Below are 24,577 nucleotides of genomic sequence, written 5' to 3' on the forward strand. Positions count from 1 at the left end.
GCTAAGGTGCACTTGTTGTTTACATAGCCCGTCATTCCGAGCTGGTCGAGGAATCTCGCGTGCTGACGTTGCAATGGTAACCTCAACATCAGCGCGCGAGATTCCTCGACCAGCTCGGAATGACGGGCAAACCTGCTGCTCCAGATCAATTTATTATCAGCCTTTTACTTCCCTTTGCGGCTGTTGGCTTCGGCCAGCAGCTCTACCAGGGTGGTGAGGGTTTCGTCGTGGGCTTCGCCGGCCAGGCCCAAGGCAATCTGGGCGCGGAGCAGGCCCTGCTTGCGGCTGAGGTCGTAGCGGTTGCCTTTGACCTCCAGGGCCAGGTATTTCTCGGTGGTAGCCAGCTCCTGCAGAGCCGGGGTGAGCAGCACGTTCGGGCCGCCCGCCTCCATCTGGGGCTGCAGAATGCTGAATACGGCGGGCGTGAGTACGTGCATGCCGAAGAAGCAGAGGTAGTAGCCGGCCCGCAGTCCGGGTGTCTGCAGCTCCAGCTCGGCGAGGCTTAACGAGGGCTTCTCGATGATTTTATCAATCTGGTATACCCCAATCTGCCCGGCCAGGTGCTTGCCCGTGATGGTGCCGTAGCGGCTTACCTGATGCTCAATGGTAGGGTTCACGGCCGACACGGAACAGCCTTCCTGCGCGGCCAGGGCCAGCAGCTGGGCGGCGCAGCGCTGCCGGGGCACGTCAGAAACGTAGAGGTAGTCGCCGAGCAGGAGCAGGAACGGCTCGTTGCCGACAAACTCACGGGCGCAGTACACCGCGTGGCCGTAGCCGCGGGCCTCGTGCTGCTCGGCAAACTGCAGGCGGCTAAGCAGGTGGTCGATTTTCTCGGCTTCTTCGCGGGCCCAGTCGATGCCCTGGTAGGACTTAAGCAGGTTGTCGCGCAGGGAGCCGAAGGCTTCGAGGTAGCGCGGTCCGTCGCCGGGGGCGCACACCACGCACAGCTCCTCGATGCCGCTGCTCAGGGCTTCTTCGGCAATAATCTGGATAACGGGCTTGTGCAGACCATCCACGTCCATCACCGGCAGCATGGCTTTCTGAATGGTATCGGCTACGGGGTAGAGCCGCTCGCCGCGGGCCGCTGCGGTAATAACCGCCTTCTTTATTTTCATCATAAACGCCAAAAGCAAGCAGAAGGCGCCCCGCATAGGGTAGCGCCAGATTAAAGCAATACGGATGAATACGCACCAGTAAACGATGCGAAAAGCAGCCACAAAGAAACACCGAAAAAAGGGTGGGTGCTGCTACCTGTCGCTCTACAATTCTGCTTGCTACAAGCTATAGGACAGTGGTTTATAAGGTTAGGCTAGTGCCGGTAGTAGAGAAATTCTACCGAAATCGTTACCGGTAGTTTGCCGGGCTTCGGCATCATTTTTCCGGTACTAGTCGAGCTTATCTTTCTACTGAAAAGATGAAGGACATCGTAGAGGTCGTTGGCGCTAGCAGGTCTTCGTCGCTAAACCAATCCAGGTGAAAGTGCCCACCAGGAGGCACGCAGGATAGGCTTTCTAAAAAAGCGGCCAACTTCTGGAATGCCCGCGAGTCTCCTGAAATCTTCAGCTCCGTTCCGTGTATCTGCGCATCTATTAAGCCCTCCGATTGGTCAACTAGCTCCAATGATACCTCGCTTATTGTCACCGGGAAGTACGCATTACGCTTAAGCGTGAGCGAGAATATACCTGTTGAATTTTTAACTAAACGACCAGCTAGCTTGACGAATCCGGCCGCAGTACCCGAAATATCAACTTCGGAGTATTCTTGCAGCAGGCCTACATTGATAGCTATTTCGCACATAGCGCAACTAGTTCTAGTTCAGCTGCGCTACAATGGCGCAGCTTTCAATTCCTGGCCCTGAATGGCGGCGGCCATGAGCTGCGGGAACTGGGCTGGGGTGCAGGCGAAGCTCGGGATGCCCAGGGCGGCGAACTGCTCAGCCACGCGCCTATCGAAGGAGGGGGCGCCGTCGTCGGCGAGGGCGAGCAGGGCCACTACGGTTACGCCGGCTGCTTTCAGGGCTGCGGCCCGCTTTATCATCTCCCGCTCATTACCGCCCTCGTATAAGTCGCTGATGAGTACTAGGATGGTATCGGTGGGGCGGGTGATGAGTTGCTGGCAGTAGGTGAGGGCCAGGTTGATGTCGGTGCCGCCCCCCAGCTGCACCCCGAATAACAGGTCTACCGGGTCCTGCAGGTCCTCCGAGAGGTTGACCACGGCCGTATCGAACACCACCATGTGGGTTTTTACGGCCTTGATGGAGGCCAGCACCGCCCCGAATACCCCGGCATACACCACCGAGGAGGCCATAGAGCCGCTCTGGTCCACGCAGAGCACAATTTCCTTAAGCGCCTGCCCGCGCCGCCCGTAGCCGATGAGCTTTTCCGGTACCACTGTTTTGTACTCGGGCTGGTAGTGCTTGAGGTTGGCCCGAATGGTAGCGCCCCAGTTGATTTCGTGGTAGCGAGGGCGGGGGTTGCGCACGGCCCGGCTCAGGGCGCCCTGCACGGCCTGCCGTAGCGGGTTAGCCAGCTTCTGCTCCAACTCGCGCACTACCTTCAGCACCACCTCGCGGGCCGTGTGTTTCACCTTCTGGGGCATCACCCGACTCAGGGACATGAGCGTGCCCACCAGGTGCACGTCGGCCTGCACGGTGCGCAGCACTTCGGGCTCCAGTAGCAGCTGGTGCAGGCCTAGCCGGTCCATGGCGTCTTGCTGCATCACAGCCACCACCGAAGAGGGGAAGTAGGTGCGAATGTCGCCGAGCCAGCGGCTGACCTTGGGGGCCGAGCCGCCCAGGCCGGCTTTTCGCTCGCCGTTATTGTCGTAGAGCTGGGTCAGCACTTCATCCATGCGGCCGTAATCCGGCGACAGGGCAATTTCATTAGCGGCGTCGGCGGAGGAGCCAAGCACCAGTTTCCAGCGGGCAGCAGAGGTTGAAGACACAGCAGGGGGTAGGAATGGGAAGCCGAAAACTACGTTAATCACAATCAATATGGAGCCGGTGCTGCTCGCAGTGGCGGCACTGAAACAAGTACCCGGTCAGGCCGCCATCAGCCGACAGGCGCCGGAGCAAAAACTCCTCATCGGGCCAATCCTGCAAATCGGGGCGTAGTTCCGGGAGCAGCGGGCGGATATCCTCGCCGCCCACGTAGCCCAGGAACACGCACATATCCTGGCAATGCGTCAGCCAGACGCCCTGCTGCCAGGAGTTGTAGCCGGGCGAGCGGGACACTACTTCCTCCAGGGAGGCGGCGTTGATAGGAGCCGATGCTTCGGCCGGATCGGGCGAATTGCCTTCCACGGAAGCCCAATCCTGAAACTCAGCTTCCCACTTCGCGGCCGCGCTGCCGTCGGCAATGCACCACGGGCACAGGTCGTTCACATCGGCCACGCAATAGATTGGCCCGGCATAGCTGTACGGGCGCGGCTTACTGCAGCATTCACAGACAATGTCCTTCTGCTCGAAAAGCCTCAGGGTGTAGGCGTTGGGGTTGAACGTAAAGTGCGGTAATGGGCTGCTGGCGGGCATGTTCAATAAGAGGTACAACGCAAAATAGGCCTTGGGTTGCCAATATACAGGCTGGGCGTACATGCAGCCATTGTAGAACATATTCATAAAAGACCGTCATGTCGAGCTTGCCGAGACATCTCGCGTGCTGACGTCTGATTACTAGCCCACCATCAGCACGCGAGATGTCTCGACTGCGCTCGGAATGATGTTCAACGCGGGTACGCGAGGTGACTGGGTAGGCTCGACATGACGGTCGGGCCAAACGATTAGGCTGAAAGTCGCAAAGCGGGGGTAGCTCCGGGCGGCTAGCTGCTGAGCAGAAAATACGAGTTCTGCGCACCACTTGCGGCGGCCTTTGCTGAATACTGCGCATCCCTCGCTACCTTCCGCCATCTTCACTACCTCTCCGCGCTGCATGAAAAAACTCTACTCGCTCCTGGTTGGCTCCCTGTTCGTTAGCTCCCATCTGGTTTCGGCCCAAAGCCTGGCCGAGAAAACCAAAGGCATGCAAAAGTCGCCGGGCTTTTTCCCGTTTTACTGGGACGAGAAAACGGGCCGGGTGCTGCTGGAAATCGACAAGCTCGACCAGGAAATTCTCTACGTTAGCACGCTACCCAACGGGGTGGGCTCCAACGACCTGGGCCTGGACCGCGGCCAGATCGGGCAGACGCGCATTGTGAAGTTTATGAAGAGCGGCCCGAAGGTGCTGCTGCTGCAACCGAATTACGATTTCCGGGCCGTGAGCCCCAACGCCGAGGAGCGGCAGTCGGTGGAGAATTCCTTTGCCCAGTCGGTGCTCTGGGGTTTCAAGGCCGAAGCCCAGGAGGGAAACCGGGTGCTGATTGATCTGACGCCTTTTCTGCTGCGCGACTCCCATCAGCTCGCCGACAAGCTCGAGGACCTGAAGCAGGGCTCCTATAAGGCTGAGGAAAGCCGCTCGGCGGTGTTTCTGCCCAACACCAAGTCGTTTCCGCAGAACACCGAGTTTGAAGCCGTGGTGACGCTTACGGGCAAGGGCAAAGGCCGCGAAATCAACTCCGTCACGCCCGACCCCAGCGCCGTAACGGTGCACCTGCACCACTCCTTCATTCAGCTGCCGGATGCTGGCTATAAGCCCCGCGCCTTCGACCCGCGGGCTGGCTACTTCGCCAACGAATACATGGACTACGCCGCGCCCATCGACCAGCCCATTCAGAAGCGGCAGATTGTGCGGCACCGCCTCCAGAAGAAAGACCCCACCGCGGCCGTGAGTGAGCCGGTGGAGCCCATCGTGTACTACCTCGACCGGGGCACGCCCGAGCCCGTGCGCTCGGCTCTGCTGGAAGGGGCCGCGTGGTGGAACCAGGCCTTCGAGGCAGCCGGCTACCGCAACGCCTTTCAGGTGAAGATGCTCCCCGAAGGCGTGGACCCCATGGACATCCGCTACAACCTGATTCAGTGGATTCACCGCTCCTCCCGCGGCTGGTCGTACGGCTCCTCCATCGTAGACCCACGCACCGGCGAAATCCTCAAGGGACAGGTGTCGTTGGGCTCCTTGCGCGAGCGGCAGGACTACCTGATTGCCGAAGGGCTGCTGCAACCTTACGAGGACGGCAAGCCCACCAGCCCCGAAATGCTGCGCGTAAGCATGGCCCGCCTGCGCCAGCTGGCGGCCCACGAGGTAGGCCACACTCTGGGCCTCTACCACAACTACGCTGCCAGCACCCGGGACCGGTCGTCGGTGATGGACTATCCCGTGCCCCGCCTCAAACTCCGCCCCGATGGCACCGTGGACCTGAGCGAGGCCTACACCACCGAAATCGGCACTTGGGATAAGCGCGCCATTCTCTACGGCTACCAGGATTTTGGCCCGCAGGCCGATGAAGCCGCCGCGCTCAAGAACATCATCACCCAGACCCTCCAGGATGGCTACGTGTTCATGGCCGATGCCGACGCCCGGGCCCAGGGCGGGGCCCACCCGCTGGCCCACCTCTGGGACAACGGCACCAGCGCCGCCGATGAGCTGAATCACGTGATGGATGTGCGCCGGGCCGTGCTGGACCGCTTCTCCGAAAAAGCCATTGCTCCCAACCAGCCCATGGCTACCCTGGAAGAAGTGCTCGTGCCCATGTACCTGCTGCAGCGCTACCAGGTAGAAGCCACCTCCAAGGTGCTCGGCGGCCTCTACTACACCTACGCCGTGAAAGGCGACGGCCAGACCGTAACGCGCCTGGTAGAACCCGCCGAGCAGTGGAAAGCCTTCGATGCGCTCATGCGCACGATTTCGCCCCGTGAGCTGGCCCTGTCGGAAGAGCTGCTGGCTAAGATTCCGCCCCGCCCCGTGAACTACCCGCGCACCCGCGAAACCTTCAGCGCCCGCACCGGCCTGACCTTCGACCCCACCGGCGCGGCCGAATCGGCGGCAGCTACTACCCTGGAGTTTCTGCTGAACCCCCAGCGCGCCGCCCGCCTCGAAGAGTACCACGCCCGCCACCAAGAGCAGCTTGGTCTGGCCGCCGTCCTCGACCGACTAATAAAGCAGACCTGGCAGGCTAAGCCCGAAGCCGGCTACCCTGGCGAGCTGCAGCGCCTAGTGAACACGCTCACCCTGAACCGCCTGTTGACCCTGGCCGCTACCCCACAAGCGCCCACCGGCGTAAAGGCCCTGACCACTATGAAAGTGGACGAGCTGAAAACCTGGCTGCAAAAAGAGGTGAAATCGAACAAAGATGAGAACCGCAAAGCCACCCTATTCGCCGCCCTGCGCACCATACAGCAGTTCGAAGAAACCCCCGAGAAATTCCAGCCCGCCCCCGCCTTACCCATGCCCGATGGCGCCCCCATTGGTAGCGAGGACGGCTGCGCGGGATTTTAAGGAAGCATAGGCTTACCGCGCCGACTATATAAAACTGTCATGCTGAGCGCAGCCGAAGCATCTCTACCTCTGGCTAACTTCTGACGGGAGAACAAAGCGGTAGAGATGCTTCGGCTGCGCTCAGCATGACAGTTTTTATGTGACCATTATTTAGTTGCGGATTAAAGCAACAACTAGCTCTAATCCGCAACTTGAATTTTATAGTACTAACCTGCTCTATTCAAAGAAGTCGCCCGGGTCGGCTTGGCTGAGGTATTTGTTGAGGCTGCCTAGGTCGGCGAAGATGGGGTGGACGAGGTGCAGGAACTGTTGCGTAGCGGCGCGGCTGTCGGCGTAGGCGCGGAAGATTTCGTCTTCGCCGGCTAGCTCCAGGTGGTCCAGCAGCTCCGGGGCGTGTTCCTCTACAATGGTTTCGATGTGCTCGGCCCAGGAAGCGCCGCTGCCGCTGAAACCGTGCTTTTCGAACACGGCGTAGTAGTCGTCCATTTCTGATAAGTCGACTACAATGCGGTATTGGCGCTCGGGGGTAGCGTGCTCCTGCAGGTCGTAGATGAGAAAGGGATAGTAGGGGTTGGCCATGGGCGCAAGGTAGGGGTAGTAGGTTGAAGCAGCAGTGCATGACTACAAAACTGTCATCCTGAGCATGTCGCGCATCAAGCGAGGACGAAGGACCTTTACAGACGGTAACTAATTGCCATTGCGGCAAAGCAGTAGAGGTCCTTCGCTGAGGCTCAGAATGACAAATAGGGGTACTATTTCACAACTTCACCACCACGTCCGTACGGGCTGTCGGCCTTGAACTGGCGCTCGAACTCCTCACGGGAGCAGAGCGACTTCACGTCCACCATACGGTCAACAGACAAGATGCCGTCGAGGTGGTCGATTTCGTGCTGGAGCAGTTCGGCCAGGTCGTCCTCGGGGCCGGCGTGGGTTTCGTGCCAGTGGCCCGCCAGGTCCTGGTAGCGCACCCGAATCCACGAGTAGCGCTCCACCTGCATGAAGATGGACAGGAAGGAGAGGCAGGCATCCCAGACCACCAGTTTCTCAGGGCTGTGGGCCACGATGCTGGGGTTGATAAGCGGCCACACCGGACGGCCCGGCAGGCGCAGCAGAATTACGCGCTGCAGCTCGCCAATCTGGGGCGCGGCAATGGCCCGGCCGTAGCCGGTGGTGTCGCGCCAGTGGGCCACGGTGTCGGTCAGGTCCATGACCAGGTTGGCTATTTCGGCAGAGGTAGGGTCGGCTACGGGTTTGGCCACCGCACGTAGGGTAGGGTGGCCAAGCTGCAGAATGTCGCGGATGGGCATGGGGAGTTCTAGGTAAAGGCAGAAGTAAAAATTGGCTTTCTCTCCCTGAGTTGAGAAAGGGGCAGGGGGTAGTAAAAGCAAATCCCAAGGGGTATAAAGCTATTACACCCATAGGGTAGGCTAGTCCCCAACTCCTGCTCATGCACGGAGGATAGTTGGTACTTGCATGCGTGGTTATTTCCCTGGCCCCATTACCTGCTCTACCAGTACGGCGCCGCTCATCCATGTCATCAGGAGCACGACCAGCACTCCGAATACCGTCAGGGCCAGCGGGTGGCGGTAGCTGCCGATGACGCTGGGGCGATAGGCGGCCACGAGCAGGGTGCCCAAGGTAATGGGCAGAATAAAGCCGTTCAGGGCCCCGGCCCAGACCAGCACACTCACCGGCTTGCCTACCCACACGAATACCAGGGTCGAGAAAAGGATAAACCCGATAATCCAGCGGTTTTCATGGGTGGCCACGGCCGGCAGCATCGATTTAAGAAAGGAAATAGAGGTATAGGCCGAGCCGATAATGGAGGTAATGGCCGCCGCGAACATCACCACCCCAAACAACTTGTAGCCCACGGAGCCGGCAGCTAGTTGAAACACCGAAGCCGTAGGGTTGCCCTCATCAATGGCCAGGCCGCGGGCTACTACCCCCAGCGTAGCCAGAAACAGCAGCACCCGAATCAGGGAAGCTACTGATACGCCCATAATGGCGCTGCGCGATACCTCGGGCAGGGCTGTTGGGCCTTTTATACCGGCGTCGAGGAGGCGGTGCCCGCCGGAAAAGGTGATGTAGCCGCCCACCGTACCGCCCACCAGGGTAATAATGGCCCGGTAGTCGATGGTAGCGGGAACGACAGTGCGCAGGGCGGCTTCGGCTACCGGCGGTTGGGTAACCACGGCTACGTAGATAATGGCCAGAATCATGACTAGGCCCATCAGTTGGGCAAACCGGTCCATGAGCGGCCCGGCCTCGCGCACCAGAAAAACAGCAAGTGCCAGGGCCGCCGCCAGCACTGCGCACCAAGCTACCGGCAGGCCCGTGAGTACCTCCAGCCCCAGCCCGGCCCCGCCCACGTTGCCGATGTTAAAGGCCAGTCCGCCCAACAGAATCAGCAGGGAAATAAAGCCGCCCAGCCCCGGCAGCACGCGGTTGGCAATGTCGGGGGCGCGTAGCTCCGACACGGCAATAACCCGCCAGATGTTGAGCTGCACCGCAATATCAATTAGAATAGAGGTCAGGATAACGAAGCCGAAGCTGGCACCCAACGACTGGGTGAAAACGGTGGTTTGGGTGAGAAAACCCGGCCCTACGGCCGAGGTAGCCATCAGGAAGGCGGCGCCCAGCAGCACGCCCCAGTTGCGGGCCGGCCTCACGCGGAAACCGGCTGATGGGTGCGCACGGCAATGCCTTCCTGCTCCAGCCGCGCCCGAATCTGTTGGGCAAACGCTAGGGCGTGGGCACCGTCGCCGTGCAAACACACGGTATCGGCCTGAATGGCGACGTCCGCGCCGGATTGGGCGCGCACCCGCCCGTCCTTCACCATGCGCACCACCTGGCTGATGGCCTTATCGGCGTCCGTAATTAGGGCGTCGGGCTGGCGGCGGGGCGTAAGCGTGCCGTTGGGCTGGTAGGTACGGTCGGCGAACACCTCCTGGGCGGTGGCCAGGCCCAGCTTTTGGCCGGCGTTGATGAGGGCGCTGCCGGCCAGCCCGTACAGGCAGGCTTCGGGGTGCACATGGTACACGGCTTCGGCCAGAGCCTCGGCTAAGGCGGGGTTCACGGCGGCCATATTATAGAGGGCGCCGTGGGGCTTTACGTGGTGCACTGTGCCGCCCTCAGCCCGCACGAAAGCCGCAAGTGCGCCGAGCTGGTACACCGTCATGTCGTAGGCTTCCTCGGGCGAAACCGCCATTTCGCGGCGTCCGAAGCCTACCAGGTCGGGTAGGCCGGGGTGGGCCCCAATGGCTACCCCGTGCTGCAGGGCCAAACGTACGGTACGCTTCATTACGGCCGGGTCGCCGGCGTGGTAGCCGCAGGCAATGTTGGCGGAAGTCACGAAGGGCAGAATGGCTTCGTCGTGGCCCAGGGGGTAGGCGCCGAAGCTTTCCCCCATGTCACAGTTCAGGTCGACAGCGTAGGGTTGGTTCATTGATAGTGGAAAAGGGCGAGGCCCCGTTGGAATTGCTGAAGGGTTTTTTCCTGGTGCAGGTACCAGTAGTGCGCTTCCGTGAGGCTGACCTCCTGAAAGCGCAGCCTACCCCCCGGCGGCACCTGAGCCAGGTGGGAAAAGTCGGCGGTGATGACCTGCCCGATACGGGGGTAGCCGCCGGTGGTCTGATGGTCAGCCAGCAAGACGATGGGCGCGCCGGAAGCGGGTACCTGCACGGTGCCGAATGTAACGGCTGAGGAGAGAATTTCCTGCTCGGCGCGGCGCTGCAGTTCTGGCCCCGCCAGCCGGTAGCCCATGCGGTCCGATTGCGGCGTCACAGTAAACTCTTCCTCCCAGAAAGCCCGCTGACTGGCCGGCGTGAACAAGTCATACTCCGGCCCCCGCAGGACCCGGATGACCGGCGCCGCTTCCAGCCCCGGCGTCAGGGCCGGATCAGGAAACCAAGCCGTAGTAGCCCAGCGTGGGCCTGATTGTGAGCTGAGCAACTGCTGGTGCAGGCGTTGCCCGGCGGGCGTTGGGCCGGGAGCGGGCAGCACGTCGCCGGCCCGCAAGGCCCGCCCTTCCAGGCCACCCAGGCCGGCCCGCAGGTAGGTTGATTGGCTGCCCAGCACCGTCGGCACCGCTAGTCCTCCGGAAAAAGCCAGGTAGGCCCGGCAGCCCGCGCGGGCCGGCCCGAAGGCCAGCTCACTGCCGCGCCTGACGGCTATAGGCCGGTGGAGGGGTAGCAATTCGCCATCCAAGGTTGCCGATAAATCGGCCCCGGTCAGGGCCAGCAGGTGGTCAGCTTCAAACCGGAGGGTAGGCCCCAGCAAGGTGATTTCCAGGCCGGCCGCTCCGGGCGGGTTGTTCACCAGCAGATTGGCTACGCGCAGGGCCAGGCTGTCCATGGGGCCGCTGACAATCACGCCCGCCTGCCGGTAGCCCCGGCGGCCGCCATCCTGAATGGTGGTGAGCAGGCCCGGCCGAAGAACGCTACAGCTCATGTTCCTGCAGGTGCTGGTACTCGGCTTCAGAAATGGGCACGAACCGCAGCCGCTGGCCCGCTTGCAGCAAGCTCGGCGACGCGGCCTCGGGCGTGAACAGGCGGCGCGGGGTGCGCCCAATCAGCTGCCAGCCGCCCGGGGTGGGGAGGGAGTAGATGCCGGTCTGGCGACCGGCAATACCCACCGCGCCCGCCGGCACCAGGGGCCGGGGCTGAGTTTTGCGCGGGGCCGCCAGCCGTTCGTTCATTCCGCCCAGGTAGGGAAAGCCGGGCGCAAAACCAATCATATACACCAGGTACTCGGGCTCGGTATGCAGGCGGATGACGTCCGCCGCCGCAAGGCCGGTGTAGCGGCTCAGCAGGTCCAGATCAGGCCCGAAAGCGCCACCGTAGCACACCGGAATTTCGACCACAGGTGTCGCGTCAGGGGCGGGTAGTTCGGGCAATTGGTGCAGCAGCTGCCGGAGCGACTCCGAAACCCGTTGGTAGGGGTCTTGCTGGCCTGCCTGGCTCACCACCCACGGGTCGTAGTACACGGTGAGGGTAGTGAAGGCCGGCACGTATTCCAGCAACCCCGGAAACGGGTGAGCGTCGAGGCTGGCGCCCACGGCCTGAATGGTGCGGTGCGTAGCCTCACTGATACTTCCGCCGAATTGCAGCACCACGGCCGCGTCGCCGAGGGGGTAGAGCTGAACCGGCGTTGGGCCGGAAGGTGGGGGTAGGGGCTGGTCCATCGGAGGGTTTGCGTTACCTTGGGTGTTCGACCTGATGGAATTTCTCTCGGAATGAAGCTTCAATATAGTACCGGCGCGCGCCGCAGCGTGTTTTTGTTGGCCCTGGGCCTGGTAGCCTGCTCTAAAAAACTCATGGTTTCTACCCCTGCTACCCCCGCCGCAGCCCCGGTTGCCGTAGTGCCCGGCGTCAGTCAGGAGCTGGCCCAGGACCGCTCCCGACGCCTTTCCCGCCTGGGCTATGAGCTGCATCTGTTCGTGCCGTCGCGCAAGGAGCAGCCCATTGCCGCCACCGAAACCGTCCGCTTTCACCTCACCGATGCCAGCCAGCCCGTGCAGCTCGATTTCAAGGAGCAGCCCGACCACCTAAAAAGCCTGACGGTGAATGGTAAACCCACGACAATTGACTTCCGGCAGGAGCACCTGGTGCTACCCCCCGCCAGCCTGCAAACCGGCCCGAACGAGGTGAAGATTGAGTTTACGGCCGGCAACCAGAGCCTCAACCGCAACGAGGACTTTCTGTACACCCTGCTCGTGCCCGACCGCGCCCGCACCGTGTTTCCGGTCTTCGACCAGCCTAATCTGAAGGCGTCCTTTCAACTCACGCTCACGATGTCGCCCGAATGGCAAGGCCTGGCCAACGGTCCGCTGCTAGATTCCACGTCCACGGCCACGAGCAAGACTTTGCGCTTCGCACCCTCGGATACCATCAGCACCTACCTGTTCTCGTTTGCGGCCGGCCGGTTCACGCGGGTTGCGCGCACGTTGGGGGGTAGGGAGATGCAGTTTCTGCACCGCGAAACCGACCCGGATAAAGTGCGGCTGAGCCTGGACCCCATCTTCCAGATTCATGCCGATGCGCTGAAGTTTCTGGAGCAGTACACCGCCATTCCGTACCCGTTCCGCAAGTTCGATTTTGTGGCCCTGCCCGACTTCCAGTACGGAGGCATGGAGCACGTAGGCGCCATCGACTACAAAGCCAGCACCCTGTTTCTGGACGAAGGTGCCACCCAGGACCAAAAAATCAGTCGCTCCAACCTCATTGCCCACGAAACCGCTCACATGTGGTTCGGCGATTTGGTGACCATGCAGTGGTTTAACGACGTGTGGATGAAGGAGGTGTTTGCCAACTTCATGGCCGACAAAATCACCCAGGTGGCCGTAGCCAATTCCAACTACGACCTCAAATTCGTCATCGACCACTACCCCGCCGCCTACGGGGTAGACCGCACTACTGGCGCCAACCCCATCCGCCAGGACCTAGATAATCTGAAGGACGCTGGCTCGCTCTACGGCAACATCATCTACCACAAGGCGCCCATTATGATGCGGCAGTTAGAGCGGCTGATGAGCGAGGAGCCTTTCCGCCAGGGCCTGCAGGAGTACCTGCGGAAATACAGTTTCGGCAACGCCACCTGGCCCGACCTCATCCAGATCCTCGACGAGCGCACCCCCGCCGATTTGCAGGCCTGGAACCAGGTGTGGGTCAACCAGCCCGGCCGCCCTGTCTTCGACTACCAGCTGCAAACCAAGGACGGTACCAGCACCGAGGTGGTGATTACCCAGCAGGCCGAGGACAAATCGGACCGGCTGTGGCCCCAGCTATTTGAGGTGCTGCTGGTGTACCCCGATGGCCGCACCAAGGAGATGACCGTGAACATGAACCAGCGCCAGGTGGTGCTACCCCAGCCGGCAGGGCAAGCCGCTCCCGCGTTTATGTTGTTCAACTCTACCGGCCTGGGCTACGGGGTGTTTCCGGTTGATAAACAGCTGACCGCTAACTTGGGCAAGTTGCAGAACCCCGTGGCGCGGGCTGCCGCCTACGTAAACCTCTACGAGAACATGCTCACCGGCCGGGCGCTGTCGCCGCGCCAGTTGCTGGAGGTGTACCGCCGGACGCTGCCCCAGGAGAAGGAGGAGTTGAACATCAAGCTGCTAACGGGCCAGCTGACCGATATATATTGGAAGCTACTAAAGCCCGCGGAGCGCTTGGGTCTGGCCCCGGCCCTGGAAAAAGAGCTATGGCAAGCCATGCAGCAAAACCCAGCCGCCAACTCTAAGAAGCTGCTGTTCAAGGCCTACCAGTCGGTGGCCCTGACCAAGGACGCGCAAACGCGCCTCTACCAGCTCTGGGACCAGCAGCAGGCCCCCGCGGGCGTGAAGCTCACCGAAGACGACTACACCGCCCTGGCCCTCGCCCTGGCTGTGCGCGACTACCCCGCTGCTACCCCCATACTACCCCGCCAACTCACCCGCATCCAGAACCCCGACCGCAAAAAGCGCATGGAGTTCCTGATGCCCGCCCTCTCGCCCGACGTGCAGACGCGCGACGCCTTCTTTGCCTCTCTCAGCGAGGAGAAAAACCGCGAGAAAGAGGCCTGGGTGACTTCGGCGCTGGCCTACCTGCACCACCCCCTGCGAGCCGCAACCTCCGAGAAATACCTACCCCAAAGCCTGGCCCTGCTCGAAGAAATCCAGCAAACCGGCGACATCTTCTTTCCGGCTTCCTGGCTGCAAGCTACCCTAGGCTCCTACCAAACGCCCACCGCCGCCCGCACCATCCGCGACTTCCTGGCCGCCCACCCGAACTACAACCCGAAGCTCCGGGCCAAGCTGCTGCAGGCCGCCGATGATGTGTTTCGGGCCGAAAAGCTAGTGTTGTAGGCTTATATTATCTGCGGGAGGGGTGACTTATTGAAAGAAGGTTCGATCAACACGTACGCCCCAGCCGTGCATGTTCTGCTCTGAGAAAGGTGAACGAAGAAAGTTGTTAATGCTAGGCAATGGGTAGCCTTCAAGTAACATGTAACGGACTACCTGCATTGTTGGCGCAAGCGTATACTCACTGTGGTCAACAATTCCAGCGTACAAATTGCCTCGCCCAACTTCTATTGCACTATCGATGCAGCGGAGCAAGCTAGCCGGGAGAGAGGCGTATATTTTTTTCAGGTTTTCAGCCTGTTGTTGACACAGAAGATTTAGTTCTCTGTCCGAATCTTCAGCAACTACTTCTGGAAGAAATTCTACGATATGTTCCTCCCAATTACTTAAGTCTGGGTTGCTAGTGAAATCCCATAAGCAGGCAAGCAAAGCTTCCAGTTCTGATTCGTGAAGCTGTTTGATAGCAAAAACGGTTTCTAAGCAAGATGCACAATAAGCAACTCGGCCTGTAATGGACACCATTTGCAATTGTACTTCTAATGGAGATTGACTAGGACGAAGAAAACTGCAGATCCTGTTGAGCAAGCTTGACATAAGTCACTACTATCAGATTTGAATAGCAAGTCGATATCTAAACTCCCAGTAGCTCTCGCAGCACGGGTAGCACCCGCAGCCCACGCTCCAGGTCAAACTCCGCTTCTGGGGCCGCCGTGGCGGCTGGGCCACCTGTAGCCAGCGCTAGCACCTGCTGGCGCTCGGGCTGACTGAAATCGGCGAAGGAGCGGCGTAGTAGGGGTACGGTTTCCTGAAAAACAGCTTCATCGAGGCCAGAAAGCCACTGATCCAGCAAGTCGAAGAGGGCGCGGTTGTGGATGAGCAGCAGCCCGCTACCCCGCAGGAAGCCTTCAACCCAAGCAGTGGCGTAGTCCGTGGATTGGGCGGGCGCCAGGGCCAGGCCCAGCAGGGTAGCCGTATCGTCGGGGGCGAGTTCTTGGGTATCGAAAAGCAGGCGGGTGGCCACGCCGGCCAGGAGGCCACTGCTGGCTGGTTGGCGCGCAATGAGGTGCAAGGCGGCGTACCAGTGCGCCTGTTGATCCTCTTCGGGGAGCAGGCGAATGGCTTGGTGCGCGGCCTCGATTTGCTCCAGGAGCTGACTGGCGGCGTCCCGGTCGAGGCCGGTGCAGGCCAGGGGCAGGGAAATGCACAGGCGCGGCACCAAATGGTGCACTACCTGAGCTACCTGGGCGGTTTCGGTGCGGCGCACGTTGCCGTAGCGCAGCACGTTTACCAGCGGGGGCAGCGCCGTGAGCAGGTGGGCTACGTCGCGGGTACCGGCGCTTAGGGTTTCGAGGCGGGCCACCAGCGCGGGCAGGGCGGGGCCGAGGTCGGCGCGCAATGCCTCCTCCAGCAGCTGGCTGACCTGGCCTAAGTCGGTGGCCTGGTCGGCGCGGTGACGGGCGGCTCCGCTGGCGGCGGCCAGAATGGTATTGCCCCAACGGCCCGCTTCCAGTACGCCCAGCACCATTTCCGGGCGCCACTGCAGTTCCCATACCTCGTGGAACGTGCCGCTTTTGCCTTGTACGCGCTGCGGCTGGCCCCACCGGATGCTGAGCAGCTGCAGGCGGTGGAGCAGGTGGCTGCGGCTCAGGTCCAGGTCTTTGCGCAGGTCGAGGGCCAGGGTTTTGTGGGTGGCTTCGGGCTTGAGGCGGAGGGCTTTTTGCTGCTGGGCCAGGTCTTGCTGCAAGGGCGAGGCGGATAGATCTTCGGGCACTTCACCCAGGGCTTCGCCTATTACCAGCTGCTGATGTACCAGCTCAAGAGCCTCGGCGTAGCCACCCCCGAAGATGCTCACGGCTGCTTCTTCCAGTTCCTCAATGCCGGGCAGGGCCAGTCCGCGCACGGCGGCCAGGGCCTCGGCCAGGCGCACGGCCTCAATGGCGTGGGCCGACGACGCATCTATCTGCTGGGCACGCAACAGGTGGGCTGCCCGCACCATCCAGTGCGTGACTACCCGCTCGTGGGGCTCCTGAAACAGCAACTCATACCAGGCCGGCGACAACACCCCCGCCCCGTAGCCCGATTGTCGGGCCAGGCGCTCGTAGGTCCAGGGCACCCAGGTGGCTTCGGTGGGCGCTTTCTTCAGGCTTTTGAGGCGGGCTTTATCGTCTTTGGCGTAGGTAGGCAGCTCTTCGGCCCGTAGCACCGGCGCGTGCCAGGCCCCGCACACCACGGCCACCCGCTGATAGCCCTGCTTGAGGGTAGCGCGCAGGGTTTCGCGCATGTAGGCCTCCCGCAGCAAAGTTTCCTCCGATTCGGGTTGGGCCAGCTCCTCGCGCAGTGCCGTCATCATCTGCAGTACCACCCCGAAGGTATCGGCGTGGCCAGCGCTATGCTCAATACGGGCTTCCCACCACCGCTCTCCGTCGGTGTAGCCATCGAGGCGAGCGAGGTGGGCAATGGGGTCGAGGTGCAGCGGAGCTTCTTCTAGGGCTAGTGCTTCGGCGGGTTCTGGGTTTGTCGCGGGTACTTCTGCTTCCGTCGGCGCGGTAGCTGGGGTAGGAGCGAGAGTTGTTTCGGCGGCTACTTCAGCCGGGGGCAGCGGCTCGTGCTCCACGGCATCCGGGAGGGCAAAGCGCAGCGTCATCGGCAGATCGAAGCAGCGCAGGTGGGCGCCGTGCTGCTGGCACCACTGCGCCGCCTGCCACTCCGGCGAGAAGTGGGCGAAGGGCAGAAACGTGGCCTGGGCGTGCTGCTTGGGGTTGTAGATGAGCAGGGCCACCGGCGGCTTCAGCTCCGGGGTGGAAGCCAGCGCCAGGGCCTTCTCCCCATCGGCGGGGCACTCCAGCAGCACCATGTCGGGCTGGTAGTCGTCCAGGGCTTTCAGGAGGCTGGCGGTGCTGCCGGGGCCGTGGTGGCGGATGCCGAAGAGGCGGAGTTCGGAAGGCATAAAGGGGGTAGGACTACAATAGGGGTAACTCAGGTTTCGGCAATGCCGCCCATTTCGGCCAGCTGGTTCACCTCAAACCTGATTTCCAGGCCGTGTTCCGGATTAAGGCCGTAGCGAATGGACAGGCGGAGCGTTTGCCCTTCCGTAATGCGGAGGTAAGCCACGTCCTGCAAATAAGCAAAATGCTCTTCGGGCGTGCGCAGGTGCAGCGCCGGGGCACCCGACTGGGCCGGGTCCTCATAGAAAGAAGCATACAGCTCCTGGTACCGGGCAAAGGTCTGCTGCTGGAACTCGGGGAGCAGGCGCGGAGCCTCCGCAATGAAGGCCTGGAAGGTAGCCGCATACTCGTCGAGTTGCGCCAGGGAAAGGTCGTATTCCTCGTCTGCCTCAAACAGCTCCTCGCCCAGAAATACCTCCACGGGCTGCTCAAAGCCCGGCAGATCAAACTTCTTTTGCGGGGCCATGCCGGCCCAGCTTTCCTCCACAATTCCCCAGAACGGATGCGTTAGCATAGATAGGTTAGTTATAGGCCGCAGGAGGTAGCACACCTTGCCACCGCGCCGCCTGGTACCAATTTACCACGTCAATGTTTTCCGCGGCGGCCAGAAACTCGTTGCCGTCTTCCAGGGCGTCGGGCTCCAGAAAGTAGCGCCCCTGCTCCAGGTCGTCGGCGAACTGGGCGAGCAAGGCCTCAACAGACTCGGCCACCTGGAAAGCGGCTTGGGTTTCCTCATCCACGAGAATGACTTGCCCATAGCGGCCCGCCGGAGCCGGGTCAAGATCCACGCACAGCCACGTATGTGAGCCGTCGAAGCCTAATTGAAGCCAGTAAGGATGCAACACGTTATCGGCTTTTACCAAGGCCTGCGCATATACCGCCGGAAACATTTCTGGGTCTTGTGAGCGACTCTGAAACGCAGCTGCTACCCTTGCCAGAGGCACAAAGCTCAGGCCGTAGAATAGGCTACCGAGGTTGTTAGCGTCTTCATCCAGACCGTTGCGCCAGCGGTACAAGGCCTTGTAGTCATTAGGCAGCGGCCTGCCAACGGCAGCCTCTAGTCCACTCAGCTCGCTTTCGGCAGCGCCATCGTTCAGCGACTCAGTTAGAATTTGCGGGGCGTGGACCGTCAGCCAAGTTTCAATTCGGCGGATGGATTCAGATGGGCTCATCAGGTAGGGAAAGAGTTGGCCGGGCTATCGGTTTTCGGTTCGGGAAGTTGAAGGAGGTAGGACGTGGCCATAGGCAACGACGTACCGGAAGCAGCCTACCCCGCTTCAAATTCCTGCGGAAACCCTTTCGGATGCTCTGGTTCTAGTTCCTCCAGGTGCTCATCAGTCAGCAACGCCGACTCGGCGCCGGCTTGTTCGTAGACCTGTACCACGGCTGTTAGCCAGGCGGTCAGATTCGGGAACAGCACGGTGCGGGCTTCCCAGTCGTGCCAGTGCTCCAGTATCTGCCCTGGCTGGCCAGTGAAGGTGCCGTGCAAATCCACGCAGACATGGTCGCCGCCGCCATTTTCCAGGAAGGGCACCCAGGCTGGATGCCACCAGTTCGCCACGAAGTCGCCATCGGCCAGCAGCTCGTTGTTGATGCGCATGCTTTCGGCCGCGCTGTCCAGCGACTGGAGGCAGTTGTTCTGGAAGAAGCTGTCGTAGCCTTCCTGCCCGTTGTGCCAGCTAAACCACTGCCGCAGCTCCGTTGGCAACACTAGGTTAAACTCCGCCTCAAAAGCGGCCAGCTCCGCCGCCGTAGCCGGTGGGCCCAGGCTGGCGTAGTAGTCCGGCCGGTGCTGTTGGAGCAAGGTGTCGAGACGGGTAAGTAGGTCGGGAAAGGTCATGTGGATAATTAGAAGCTGTATGTGCTGCCTTAGCAAATTGCATACAAGTAAAATTTGGTTGCTATGTATAAAGAATGGGGTCTCTATCCTACTTATGGTAATGTATATGCGGAAGGTATTAATTCCTCCTCATATGAAGAAAGTCTCTTGAATTCTTTAATTGCTTTTTGGCGGCCTCGCGTGCTTGTTTAGTGCTGAAGCCATCTTTTCTATATTTTTTGGATAAACTATTATATATAATATTATTCCATTTCTTATCGAAACCTAAATTTGGCACATCAATTAGAATTCTATCAACTGACAGATCAGAAACTTTGTCATAAATTGTGCCTATGCAAAGATAAAGCCCCCGTGATTGAATTATACCATCTACAAGCATTCCTTGGCTTTTTATATCAAACTTAATTCCAAATTGTACAATAAGTGGTTTGGTAAATTCAAAATTCAATACTACATATTCATTTCCTATTAGAGGTGTCGACCACGTCATTAATGTATCACCTGGTGGCGTAGTTTGATGAAGCTTTATCATGTCTGATATAGACTTATTAGTTATAGGGTTGATAATGACAGCAGGAATGAACCTTCCTTCTCCGATTCCGGGTAGAGATATAGCCCCATCTGCAACAACATTGAATACATCATGTTTGAATCTCTTTATGCGTGGAAATATCATTGTTCTAAATTTTTAAGTAGTGATGAAGAAATTTGTTTTTCATTGCCGTTTAGATCATGAATCTTTATAGTGTATATATCTGCTCTGTAATTTACAAAAACATCAGATTCTTCGAATAAAAGCCATTTTGATTCAACTGTCCGCTCTGATAAATTTATATGATCTTCGAATACCCCTGAATTTAATTTATTTTTATTTATTAGATCATAGAGTTTTGGGTTGTGTTCGTAATTAGCTTTGAATACAGAGTTATCATCTCTAATATACTCTATTTCTAAAATAGGTTTAAATGAATTGCTTGTTTCGGATTTGTTATTAATAGTTATATTGAATGCAATTGCTTTTGTATTTCTATTTTTGTCAATAAGTCTGAAGCTATTTACTAAATATATTGAGAAATAAGGTGTTTTGTTTCCATATTCTTCTTTGGCTAATAAGAATGCTTTTTTAGAAAATACATTACTTCTATGTGATAAATACAGGGCAATAAACGAAACAATTGCAGCAAAGCCTGCAATTATTGTATCTAAGCTAATAGACTTTGGAAGGGCAATGTTAACCATTATTAAAATGTTAGAATGCAAGAATCGATTACTTACTCAACCACCTCCCGGCAGGCGCGGTAGAGGTCCTTCCAGCCGTCGCGCTCTTTTACTACGGTTTCCAGGTACTCCAGCCACACGACGCGGTCCTGCACGGGGTCTTTGATGACGGCGCCGGTGAGGCCGGCGGCGAGGTCGGCGGCTTGCAGGGTGCCATCGCCGAAGTAGGCGGCCAGGGCCAGGCCACTGTTGAGTACGGAAATAGCCTCGCCGGTGCTGAGCGTGCCGCTGGGGCTCTTGAGCTTAGTTTTGCCGTTCTCCGTCACGCCCGAGCGCAGCTCCCGGAAGATGGTCACGAGACGGCTGATTTGCTCCAGGGCCGCCGTGGTTTCGGGCAACTGCAGGGCCCGGCCGGTTTTCTCCACCCGCGAGTGCACAATCTGCACTTCCTCGGCTACGGACGTGGGTAGGGGTAGTACCACGGTGTTGAAGCGGCGACGCAGGGCGCTGCTCAGCTCGTTCACGCCCTTGTCCCGGTCGTTGGCGGTGGCAATAACGTTGAAGCCGCGGGTGGCCTGCACCTCGGTAGCCAGCTCGGGCACGGGCAGTACCTTCTCGGAAAGGACTGTGATGAGCGTGTCCTGCACGTCGGAAGGAATGCGGGTCAGCTCTTCCACCCGCACCAAGGCGCCTTCCTGCATGCCTTTGAGCAGGGGCGAAGGCACCAGGGCCGCCGCCGAAGGTCCTTCGGCAATGAGGCGGGCGTAGTTCCAGGAGTAGCGAATGGCATCTTCAGAAGTGCCCGCCGTGCCCTGGATGAGCAGGTTGGAGTGCCCGCTGATGGCCGCCGTGAGGTGCTCCGATACCCAGCTTTTAGCCGTACCGGGCACGCCCAGCAGCAGCAGGGCGCGGTCGGTGGCCAGGGTAGCCACAGCAATTTCCATCAGTCGCCGCTGCCCAATGTACTTAGGCTCAATCACGAACCCGTTGTCCAGGGTGCCGCCCAGCAGGTAGGTCACCACGGCCCAGGGCGAGAGCTGCCAGTTTGGGGGCTTGGGCCGGTCGTCGAGGGCGGCCAGCGCGGCCAGTTCTTCGGCATATTGCACCTCGGCGTGCGGACGCAGGATTTCGGAGGACGAATTTAAGGCCATAAACAAGCGAAGGGTTTGGAGGCGGAAGAGAGGTAGGAAAAGGTAGTCAGCTGACTTTTAACTGGCCTAATGAGGACTAAGAAGCGGTAGAGCTGCTTCGACTGCGCGGGCGCTAGAGTAAGGATGACGGTTTTATTTGCGTACTGCTGAAGCAGTGTTTACCAAAGGCCTAACCCGGACCAGGCGGCTCGTTGAGCGCCTCGTCGAGCTGCCGGCGGAAGTGCAGGGTGTTGAGCAGGCGGGCGAGGCTGTTGTGGAGGTAGGGCACATCCTGAAGCAGCGGCTGCAGCGGCTGAGCGCAGAGGTCGTACTGGGCCGCCGGCACTACGCGACCCATGTGCTCCAGCAGCTGACTGGCGGCATACTGAATACGGTGCAGCCGCTCGGGCCGACTTAGAGCTGCGCGTAGGACCTCCACCACGCGGCGGGTAAGGCGTTCGGGCCAGGGCGCTGGTATTAGCTGCAGCAGGGGCAGCCAGCGTACTTCCGGGCCAAACTCCGGCGCCGCCTCCAGCAGAGGCAACACGAGGTCGAGGAGCTGCTGGGGGGGGAGCTGCCGGACCAGGCCGACTATGGGCAGGGGGAAGGGCTGCTTGCGCGGTAGCTCAAACAGCCAGCGTAACAGAGCATTGGCCCACTCGGCATCGTGATGCAGGATGGCGGCCTCGGCCCAGCTGGTACATAACAGCGCGGCCCACTCAGTAGCGGCGGCCAGCTCTAGGATGCGGGCGGGCAGGAGGTTCCAGTGCGCTTCCCAGCGTCGGGGCGGGAGCAGGGCCAGCATCTGCCCCAGCAAGGCGGTCTTTTCGCCCTGAAAGCGCGCGTCGCGCTGCTCAATGCCATCCATCAGCCAGGTTTTGTCCCATTCGGTAGCGGGTAGCTCCACCAGAAGCTTTTTGTTCAGGAGGGTTTTTTTCAAGTGCACGAGTGGCTCGGCGCGCTGCCACAGGCGCTCGGGCAGGGTACTGGTGGAAAGCCTGGCTAGCAGGGGTAACACAGTTTGGCGGACCTCCTTGCTTTTGGAAGCCAAGTACTGCTCCAGCAGGGCGGCATCGTCGGGGGAGGCGTTTTCGCCCAGCGTGGCCAGTAAGGCTGCCTGGTTTTTGGCTGGCTCCTGGGGTAGGACGGCCGTTAGCAACTCGCGGGCCTGAGTGGGATGGTGGCGGCGCAGATTTTCCAGATACAGAACGCGCTGACGCAGGGAGCCGGTTTCCCAGATTCCCTCATCTGCTTGAATCGATGCGGCCAGCAGGGGTTGCCAGTCCGGGTTCTGGGCCGCCAGCCAGTTTCCGCGTTGGCCCAGCACCGCCGTGGCTGCCGGGTGTAGGGCCGGGCGGGTGCGCACATACTCCAGCAGGTGCACCAGTTGCGGATGCGGCACCCGCCGCTGGTGTTCGGCCATAGCCGCCAGGAAATCGGGTAGCAGCTCTACATATTGACCTTCCAACAGCACACGAAGGGCTTGGGCACCGTTGGGGCCAAGCGCCACCTGCATTTCGGCGGGAGCGGGTGGCACGGCAGGGGCAGTGCTGGGGGCGGGTTGGTAGCCGGCCTTGCGGATCAGTGCCAGCGCTCCAGCCGTCAGGAGTAGGTGCTTTTCGCGGTGGGCTTCACCGGTTGCCGGTGCTGGGGGTAGACCGGGCACGGTGGGCAGGGCGTCGGGGCTTTGGCGGGTGCCTAGCAGAGCCACGCGCATCAGCTGCTGCCAATCGGCCTCGGGCCGGAGGGGGGGTACTGGTAGGCGGGGGGTAGGCGCTTCGGGGTGGGGCATCAGAGAGTAGGCGAAAGTTCAACAACAGGGCCCCAGCCTACCAGAGGGCGCAGGCCCCGGCCGGTCCATTCTCCAAACACCGTGAGCGGCGCGCCTCCGCCAACCGCCTGCAGCTCCCACCCAAACAGGCTGTCGCAGAGCAGGGGCACTTCCAGGATTTTCGGGATAGAAGAGACGGGCGCGGCAGGGTCAGTGGGTGGTTCTGCCGCAAACTGTAGCACCCAGCGGCCAGCCGGGGTGAAAACAGGTGTGCCGCCCGCCAGCAGCACCGGCCACTCGCGCAGCCAGGGCTGGAGGGCCAGGGCGCTGGCATAGGCATTTAGCAGCTCAGGCAGGGTAAGGGAGTAAGGCGGGGCGGCATCGGAGCTTAAGCCAGCAAATGTGAGGGAGCCGGCCACGGCCCGCACGGGCAGCAGACCAGGGTAGAAGCTGAGCGTGCCGGTGTAGGTGCCATCGGGCACCAGGGCGGTAGCAAACGGCTGGCCCCCGAAGGAAAACTCTACTAGCAGCGCCAAGCGCCCGGTTTGCTGGCCCTGCAGCCAGCAGCGGCGCGCCGTCAGGCGGTCTTCTTCGGTGATGGCCAGTGAGAGCACCCTCCACTCGTCCGTCACCGCCGGCTGAGTGGCCAGCAGATCTTCCTTCTTCAGATTCAGCCCAGCCAGTTGCAGCACAGCCTGGCGGGCGGCATCCGAGAGCTGCGGCAGGCGTTGAAACGTTTGGGTCAGCAGATAAAGCTCCCCTAGGCGGCCCAGCAGCCGCTCGGGCCAGTCGGGACTCTGGTGGCGAAGGTCGGGCAGTTCCCGCACCACTGTGGCCAGGCCAGGGAGTTGGTTGTCAACCAAGCGGGCCGCCTGGTTTTCCCAGAAGCTCAGGGGATGGCTTTCAGTGGCTGCCAGTCCGGCCCGCATCAGGTCCACCAGCCACATTTCCAGTTCCTGGGTGCCGCGCTGCATGCGGCTCATGCGCTGGGCCTCGCGCTTCTGCCGGGCCAGCTCACTGTCGGATGAAGCCGGGGCCGGAGTGGCATTGTCGGCGCCCGGGAGGGGTAGCTCGGCTTCTTTGACGGCTTTCTTGCCGGAAGCTTGCTGGCGCTTCTCCAGCCATTCCTGCAGCCAGGCCGGGGGGGTAGGGTCGTTCAGCAACTGGGGCTGGCGGGCCAGCAGCAGCAGTAGGGCCGCGCCGTGCTTGCACGGAAACACCCGGCTGGGACAGGAGCACTTAAAGGCGGGCTCGGTCAGGTCGAGGCCGGTTTGGTAGGGCTGACTGCCGCTGCCTTTGCACTCGCCCCAGGCGGCGGTAGCTGTGCGGCCCAGGTTGCTCCATCTGGCGGGGGCGGCCAGTTCTTGGCCGCGCTTGAGCGTGCCGGGGTCGGTAATGAGGGCGCGGGCCTGTTCTTCGGTCCAGGAGGTCAAGGCTTACGGAGGGTTATAGCTGCCACAGGGCA

The 24,577-nt window shown here is 60.5% G+C and carries 22 protein-coding genes; 2 read left to right on the forward strand and 20 right to left on the reverse strand.

All coding sequences use genetic code 11. The features are described from left to right. Positions 1 to 164 precede the first annotated feature (164 nt). The 4 genes from K3G63_RS03645 to K3G63_RS03660 form a co-directional block, all read right to left on the reverse strand. Positions 165 to 1,118 (reverse strand): UTP--glucose-1-phosphate uridylyltransferase, encoded by a 954-nt coding sequence (locus K3G63_RS03645; RefSeq protein ID WP_259404247.1) that lies wholly within the window; start codon positions 1,116 to 1,118, stop codon positions 165 to 167. A 277-nt stretch (positions 1,119 to 1,395) separates the two neighbouring features. Further along, positions 1,396 to 1,797, reverse strand: a complete 402-nt coding sequence (locus K3G63_RS03650; protein WP_220612724.1) for a hypothetical protein — start codon at positions 1,795 to 1,797, stop codon at positions 1,396 to 1,398. A gap of 27 nt (positions 1,798 to 1,824) precedes the next feature. After that, on the reverse strand, positions 1,825 to 2,943 hold the full coding sequence (locus K3G63_RS03655; protein ID WP_220612725.1) for a VWA domain-containing protein: 1,119 nt from the start codon (positions 2,941 to 2,943) through the stop codon (positions 1,825 to 1,827). Positions 2,944 to 2,977: 34 nt separating this feature from the next. Next, complete coding sequence (locus K3G63_RS03660) at positions 2,978 to 3,616, reverse strand: CbrC family protein (RefSeq protein ID WP_220612726.1); 639 nt, start codon at positions 3,614 to 3,616, stop codon at positions 2,978 to 2,980. A gap of 310 nt (positions 3,617 to 3,926) precedes the next feature. On the opposite strand from K3G63_RS03660, the gene K3G63_RS03665 reads away from it, so the two are divergent. Continuing rightward, positions 3,927 to 6,365 carry a zinc-dependent metalloprotease gene (locus tag K3G63_RS03665; protein WP_259404248.1) on the forward strand — a complete coding sequence of 813 codons (2,439 nt, stop codon included), beginning with the start codon at positions 3,927 to 3,929 and terminating at the stop codon, positions 6,363 to 6,365. Positions 6,366 to 6,581: 216 nt separating this feature from the next. On the opposite strand, the gene K3G63_RS03670 is transcribed toward K3G63_RS03665, so the two are convergent. From K3G63_RS03670 to pxpB, 6 genes are all read right to left on the reverse strand, one after another. Further along, positions 6,582 to 6,944 carry an Imm51 family immunity protein gene (locus K3G63_RS03670; RefSeq protein ID WP_220612727.1) on the reverse strand — a complete coding sequence of 121 codons (363 nt, stop codon included), beginning with the start codon at positions 6,942 to 6,944 and terminating at the stop codon, positions 6,582 to 6,584. Between the two features lie 173 nt (positions 6,945 to 7,117). Further along, positions 7,118 to 7,672 carry a peptide deformylase gene (locus K3G63_RS03675; RefSeq protein ID WP_220612728.1) on the reverse strand — a complete coding sequence of 185 codons (555 nt, stop codon included), beginning with the start codon at positions 7,670 to 7,672 and terminating at the stop codon, positions 7,118 to 7,120. Between the two features lie 174 nt (positions 7,673 to 7,846). Then, a complete protein-coding gene (locus tag K3G63_RS03680; protein ID WP_310794555.1) occupies positions 7,847 to 9,037 on the reverse strand; it encodes a divalent metal cation transporter in 1,191 nt (396 codons plus the stop codon). Beyond that, positions 9,034 to 9,813, reverse strand: coding sequence for a LamB/YcsF family protein (locus tag K3G63_RS03685; RefSeq protein WP_220612729.1), 780 nt, complete (start codon positions 9,811 to 9,813; stop codon positions 9,034 to 9,036). The genes K3G63_RS03680 and K3G63_RS03685 overlap by 4 nt, the downstream gene beginning before the upstream one ends. Further along, positions 9,810 to 10,817 (reverse strand): biotin-dependent carboxyltransferase family protein, encoded by a 1,008-nt coding sequence (locus K3G63_RS03690; RefSeq protein ID WP_220612730.1) that lies wholly within the window; start codon positions 10,815 to 10,817, stop codon positions 9,810 to 9,812. The genes K3G63_RS03685 and K3G63_RS03690 overlap by 4 nt, the downstream gene beginning before the upstream one ends. Beyond that, complete coding sequence (gene pxpB, locus K3G63_RS03695) at positions 10,807 to 11,550, reverse strand: 5-oxoprolinase subunit PxpB (RefSeq protein ID WP_220612731.1); 744 nt, start codon at positions 11,548 to 11,550, stop codon at positions 10,807 to 10,809. Before pxpB ends, K3G63_RS03690 begins: the two co-directional genes overlap by 11 nt. A 51-nt stretch (positions 11,551 to 11,601) precedes the next feature. On the opposite strand from pxpB, the gene K3G63_RS03700 reads away from it, so the two are divergent. Next, positions 11,602 to 14,211, forward strand: a complete 2,610-nt coding sequence (locus K3G63_RS03700; protein WP_220612732.1) for a M1 family aminopeptidase — start codon at positions 11,602 to 11,604, stop codon at positions 14,209 to 14,211. 27 nt (positions 14,212 to 14,238) lie between these two features. Here the strand turns inward: K3G63_RS03700 and K3G63_RS03705 are convergent, their stop codons facing one another. The 10 genes from K3G63_RS03705 to K3G63_RS03750 all read right to left on the reverse strand — a co-directional run bounded on the left by K3G63_RS03705 (position 14,239) and on the right by K3G63_RS03750 (position 24,545). Continuing rightward, positions 14,239 to 14,802: a hypothetical protein gene (locus K3G63_RS03705; RefSeq protein ID WP_220612733.1), complete on the reverse strand. Its 564-nt coding sequence runs from the start codon at positions 14,800 to 14,802 to the stop codon at positions 14,239 to 14,241. 37 nt (positions 14,803 to 14,839) lie between these two features. Then, positions 14,840 to 17,155 (reverse strand): DUF5682 family protein, encoded by a 2,316-nt coding sequence (locus K3G63_RS03710; RefSeq protein WP_220612734.1) that lies wholly within the window; start codon positions 17,153 to 17,155, stop codon positions 14,840 to 14,842. Between the two features lie 29 nt (positions 17,156 to 17,184). After that, the gene (locus K3G63_RS03715; RefSeq protein ID WP_220612735.1) at positions 17,185 to 17,667 is read right to left on the reverse strand and encodes a DUF6985 domain-containing protein; all 483 of its coding nucleotides are present in this window, start codon (positions 17,665 to 17,667) and stop codon (positions 17,185 to 17,187) included. A gap of 7 nt (positions 17,668 to 17,674) precedes the next feature. Continuing rightward, complete coding sequence (locus K3G63_RS03720; RefSeq protein WP_220612736.1) at positions 17,675 to 18,325, reverse strand: SMI1/KNR4 family protein; 651 nt, start codon at positions 18,323 to 18,325, stop codon at positions 17,675 to 17,677. A 95-nt stretch (positions 18,326 to 18,420) separates the two neighbouring features. Then, entirely contained in the window at positions 18,421 to 18,993 is a 573-nt protein-coding gene (locus tag K3G63_RS03725) for an SMI1/KNR4 family protein (RefSeq protein ID WP_220612737.1), read from the reverse strand. A 118-nt stretch (positions 18,994 to 19,111) separates the two neighbouring features. After that, the gene (locus tag K3G63_RS03730; RefSeq protein ID WP_220612738.1) at positions 19,112 to 19,669 is read right to left on the reverse strand and encodes a hypothetical protein; all 558 of its coding nucleotides are present in this window, start codon (positions 19,667 to 19,669) and stop codon (positions 19,112 to 19,114) included. Then, the gene (locus K3G63_RS03735; RefSeq protein ID WP_220612739.1) at positions 19,666 to 20,232 is read right to left on the reverse strand and encodes a hypothetical protein; all 567 of its coding nucleotides are present in this window, start codon (positions 20,230 to 20,232) and stop codon (positions 19,666 to 19,668) included. Before K3G63_RS03735 ends, K3G63_RS03730 begins: the two co-directional genes overlap by 4 nt. Positions 20,233 to 20,264: 32 nt before the next feature. Next, entirely contained in the window at positions 20,265 to 21,362 is a 1,098-nt protein-coding gene (locus K3G63_RS03740; RefSeq protein WP_220612740.1) for an AAA family ATPase, read from the reverse strand. Positions 21,363 to 21,531: 169 nt separating this feature from the next. Next, complete coding sequence (locus tag K3G63_RS03745; protein ID WP_220612741.1) at positions 21,532 to 23,133, reverse strand: DUF5691 domain-containing protein; 1,602 nt, start codon at positions 23,131 to 23,133, stop codon at positions 21,532 to 21,534. Continuing rightward, on the reverse strand, positions 23,133 to 24,545 hold the full coding sequence (locus tag K3G63_RS03750) for a hypothetical protein (protein ID WP_220612742.1): 1,413 nt from the start codon (positions 24,543 to 24,545) through the stop codon (positions 23,133 to 23,135). The genes K3G63_RS03745 and K3G63_RS03750 overlap by 1 nt, the downstream gene beginning before the upstream one ends. Positions 24,546 to 24,577: the final 32 nt, after the last annotated feature.

The sequence above is a fragment of the Hymenobacter sp. HSC-4F20 genome (genome assembly GCF_019599275.1).
Lineage (GTDB): Bacteria > Bacteroidota > Bacteroidia > Cytophagales > Hymenobacteraceae > Hymenobacter.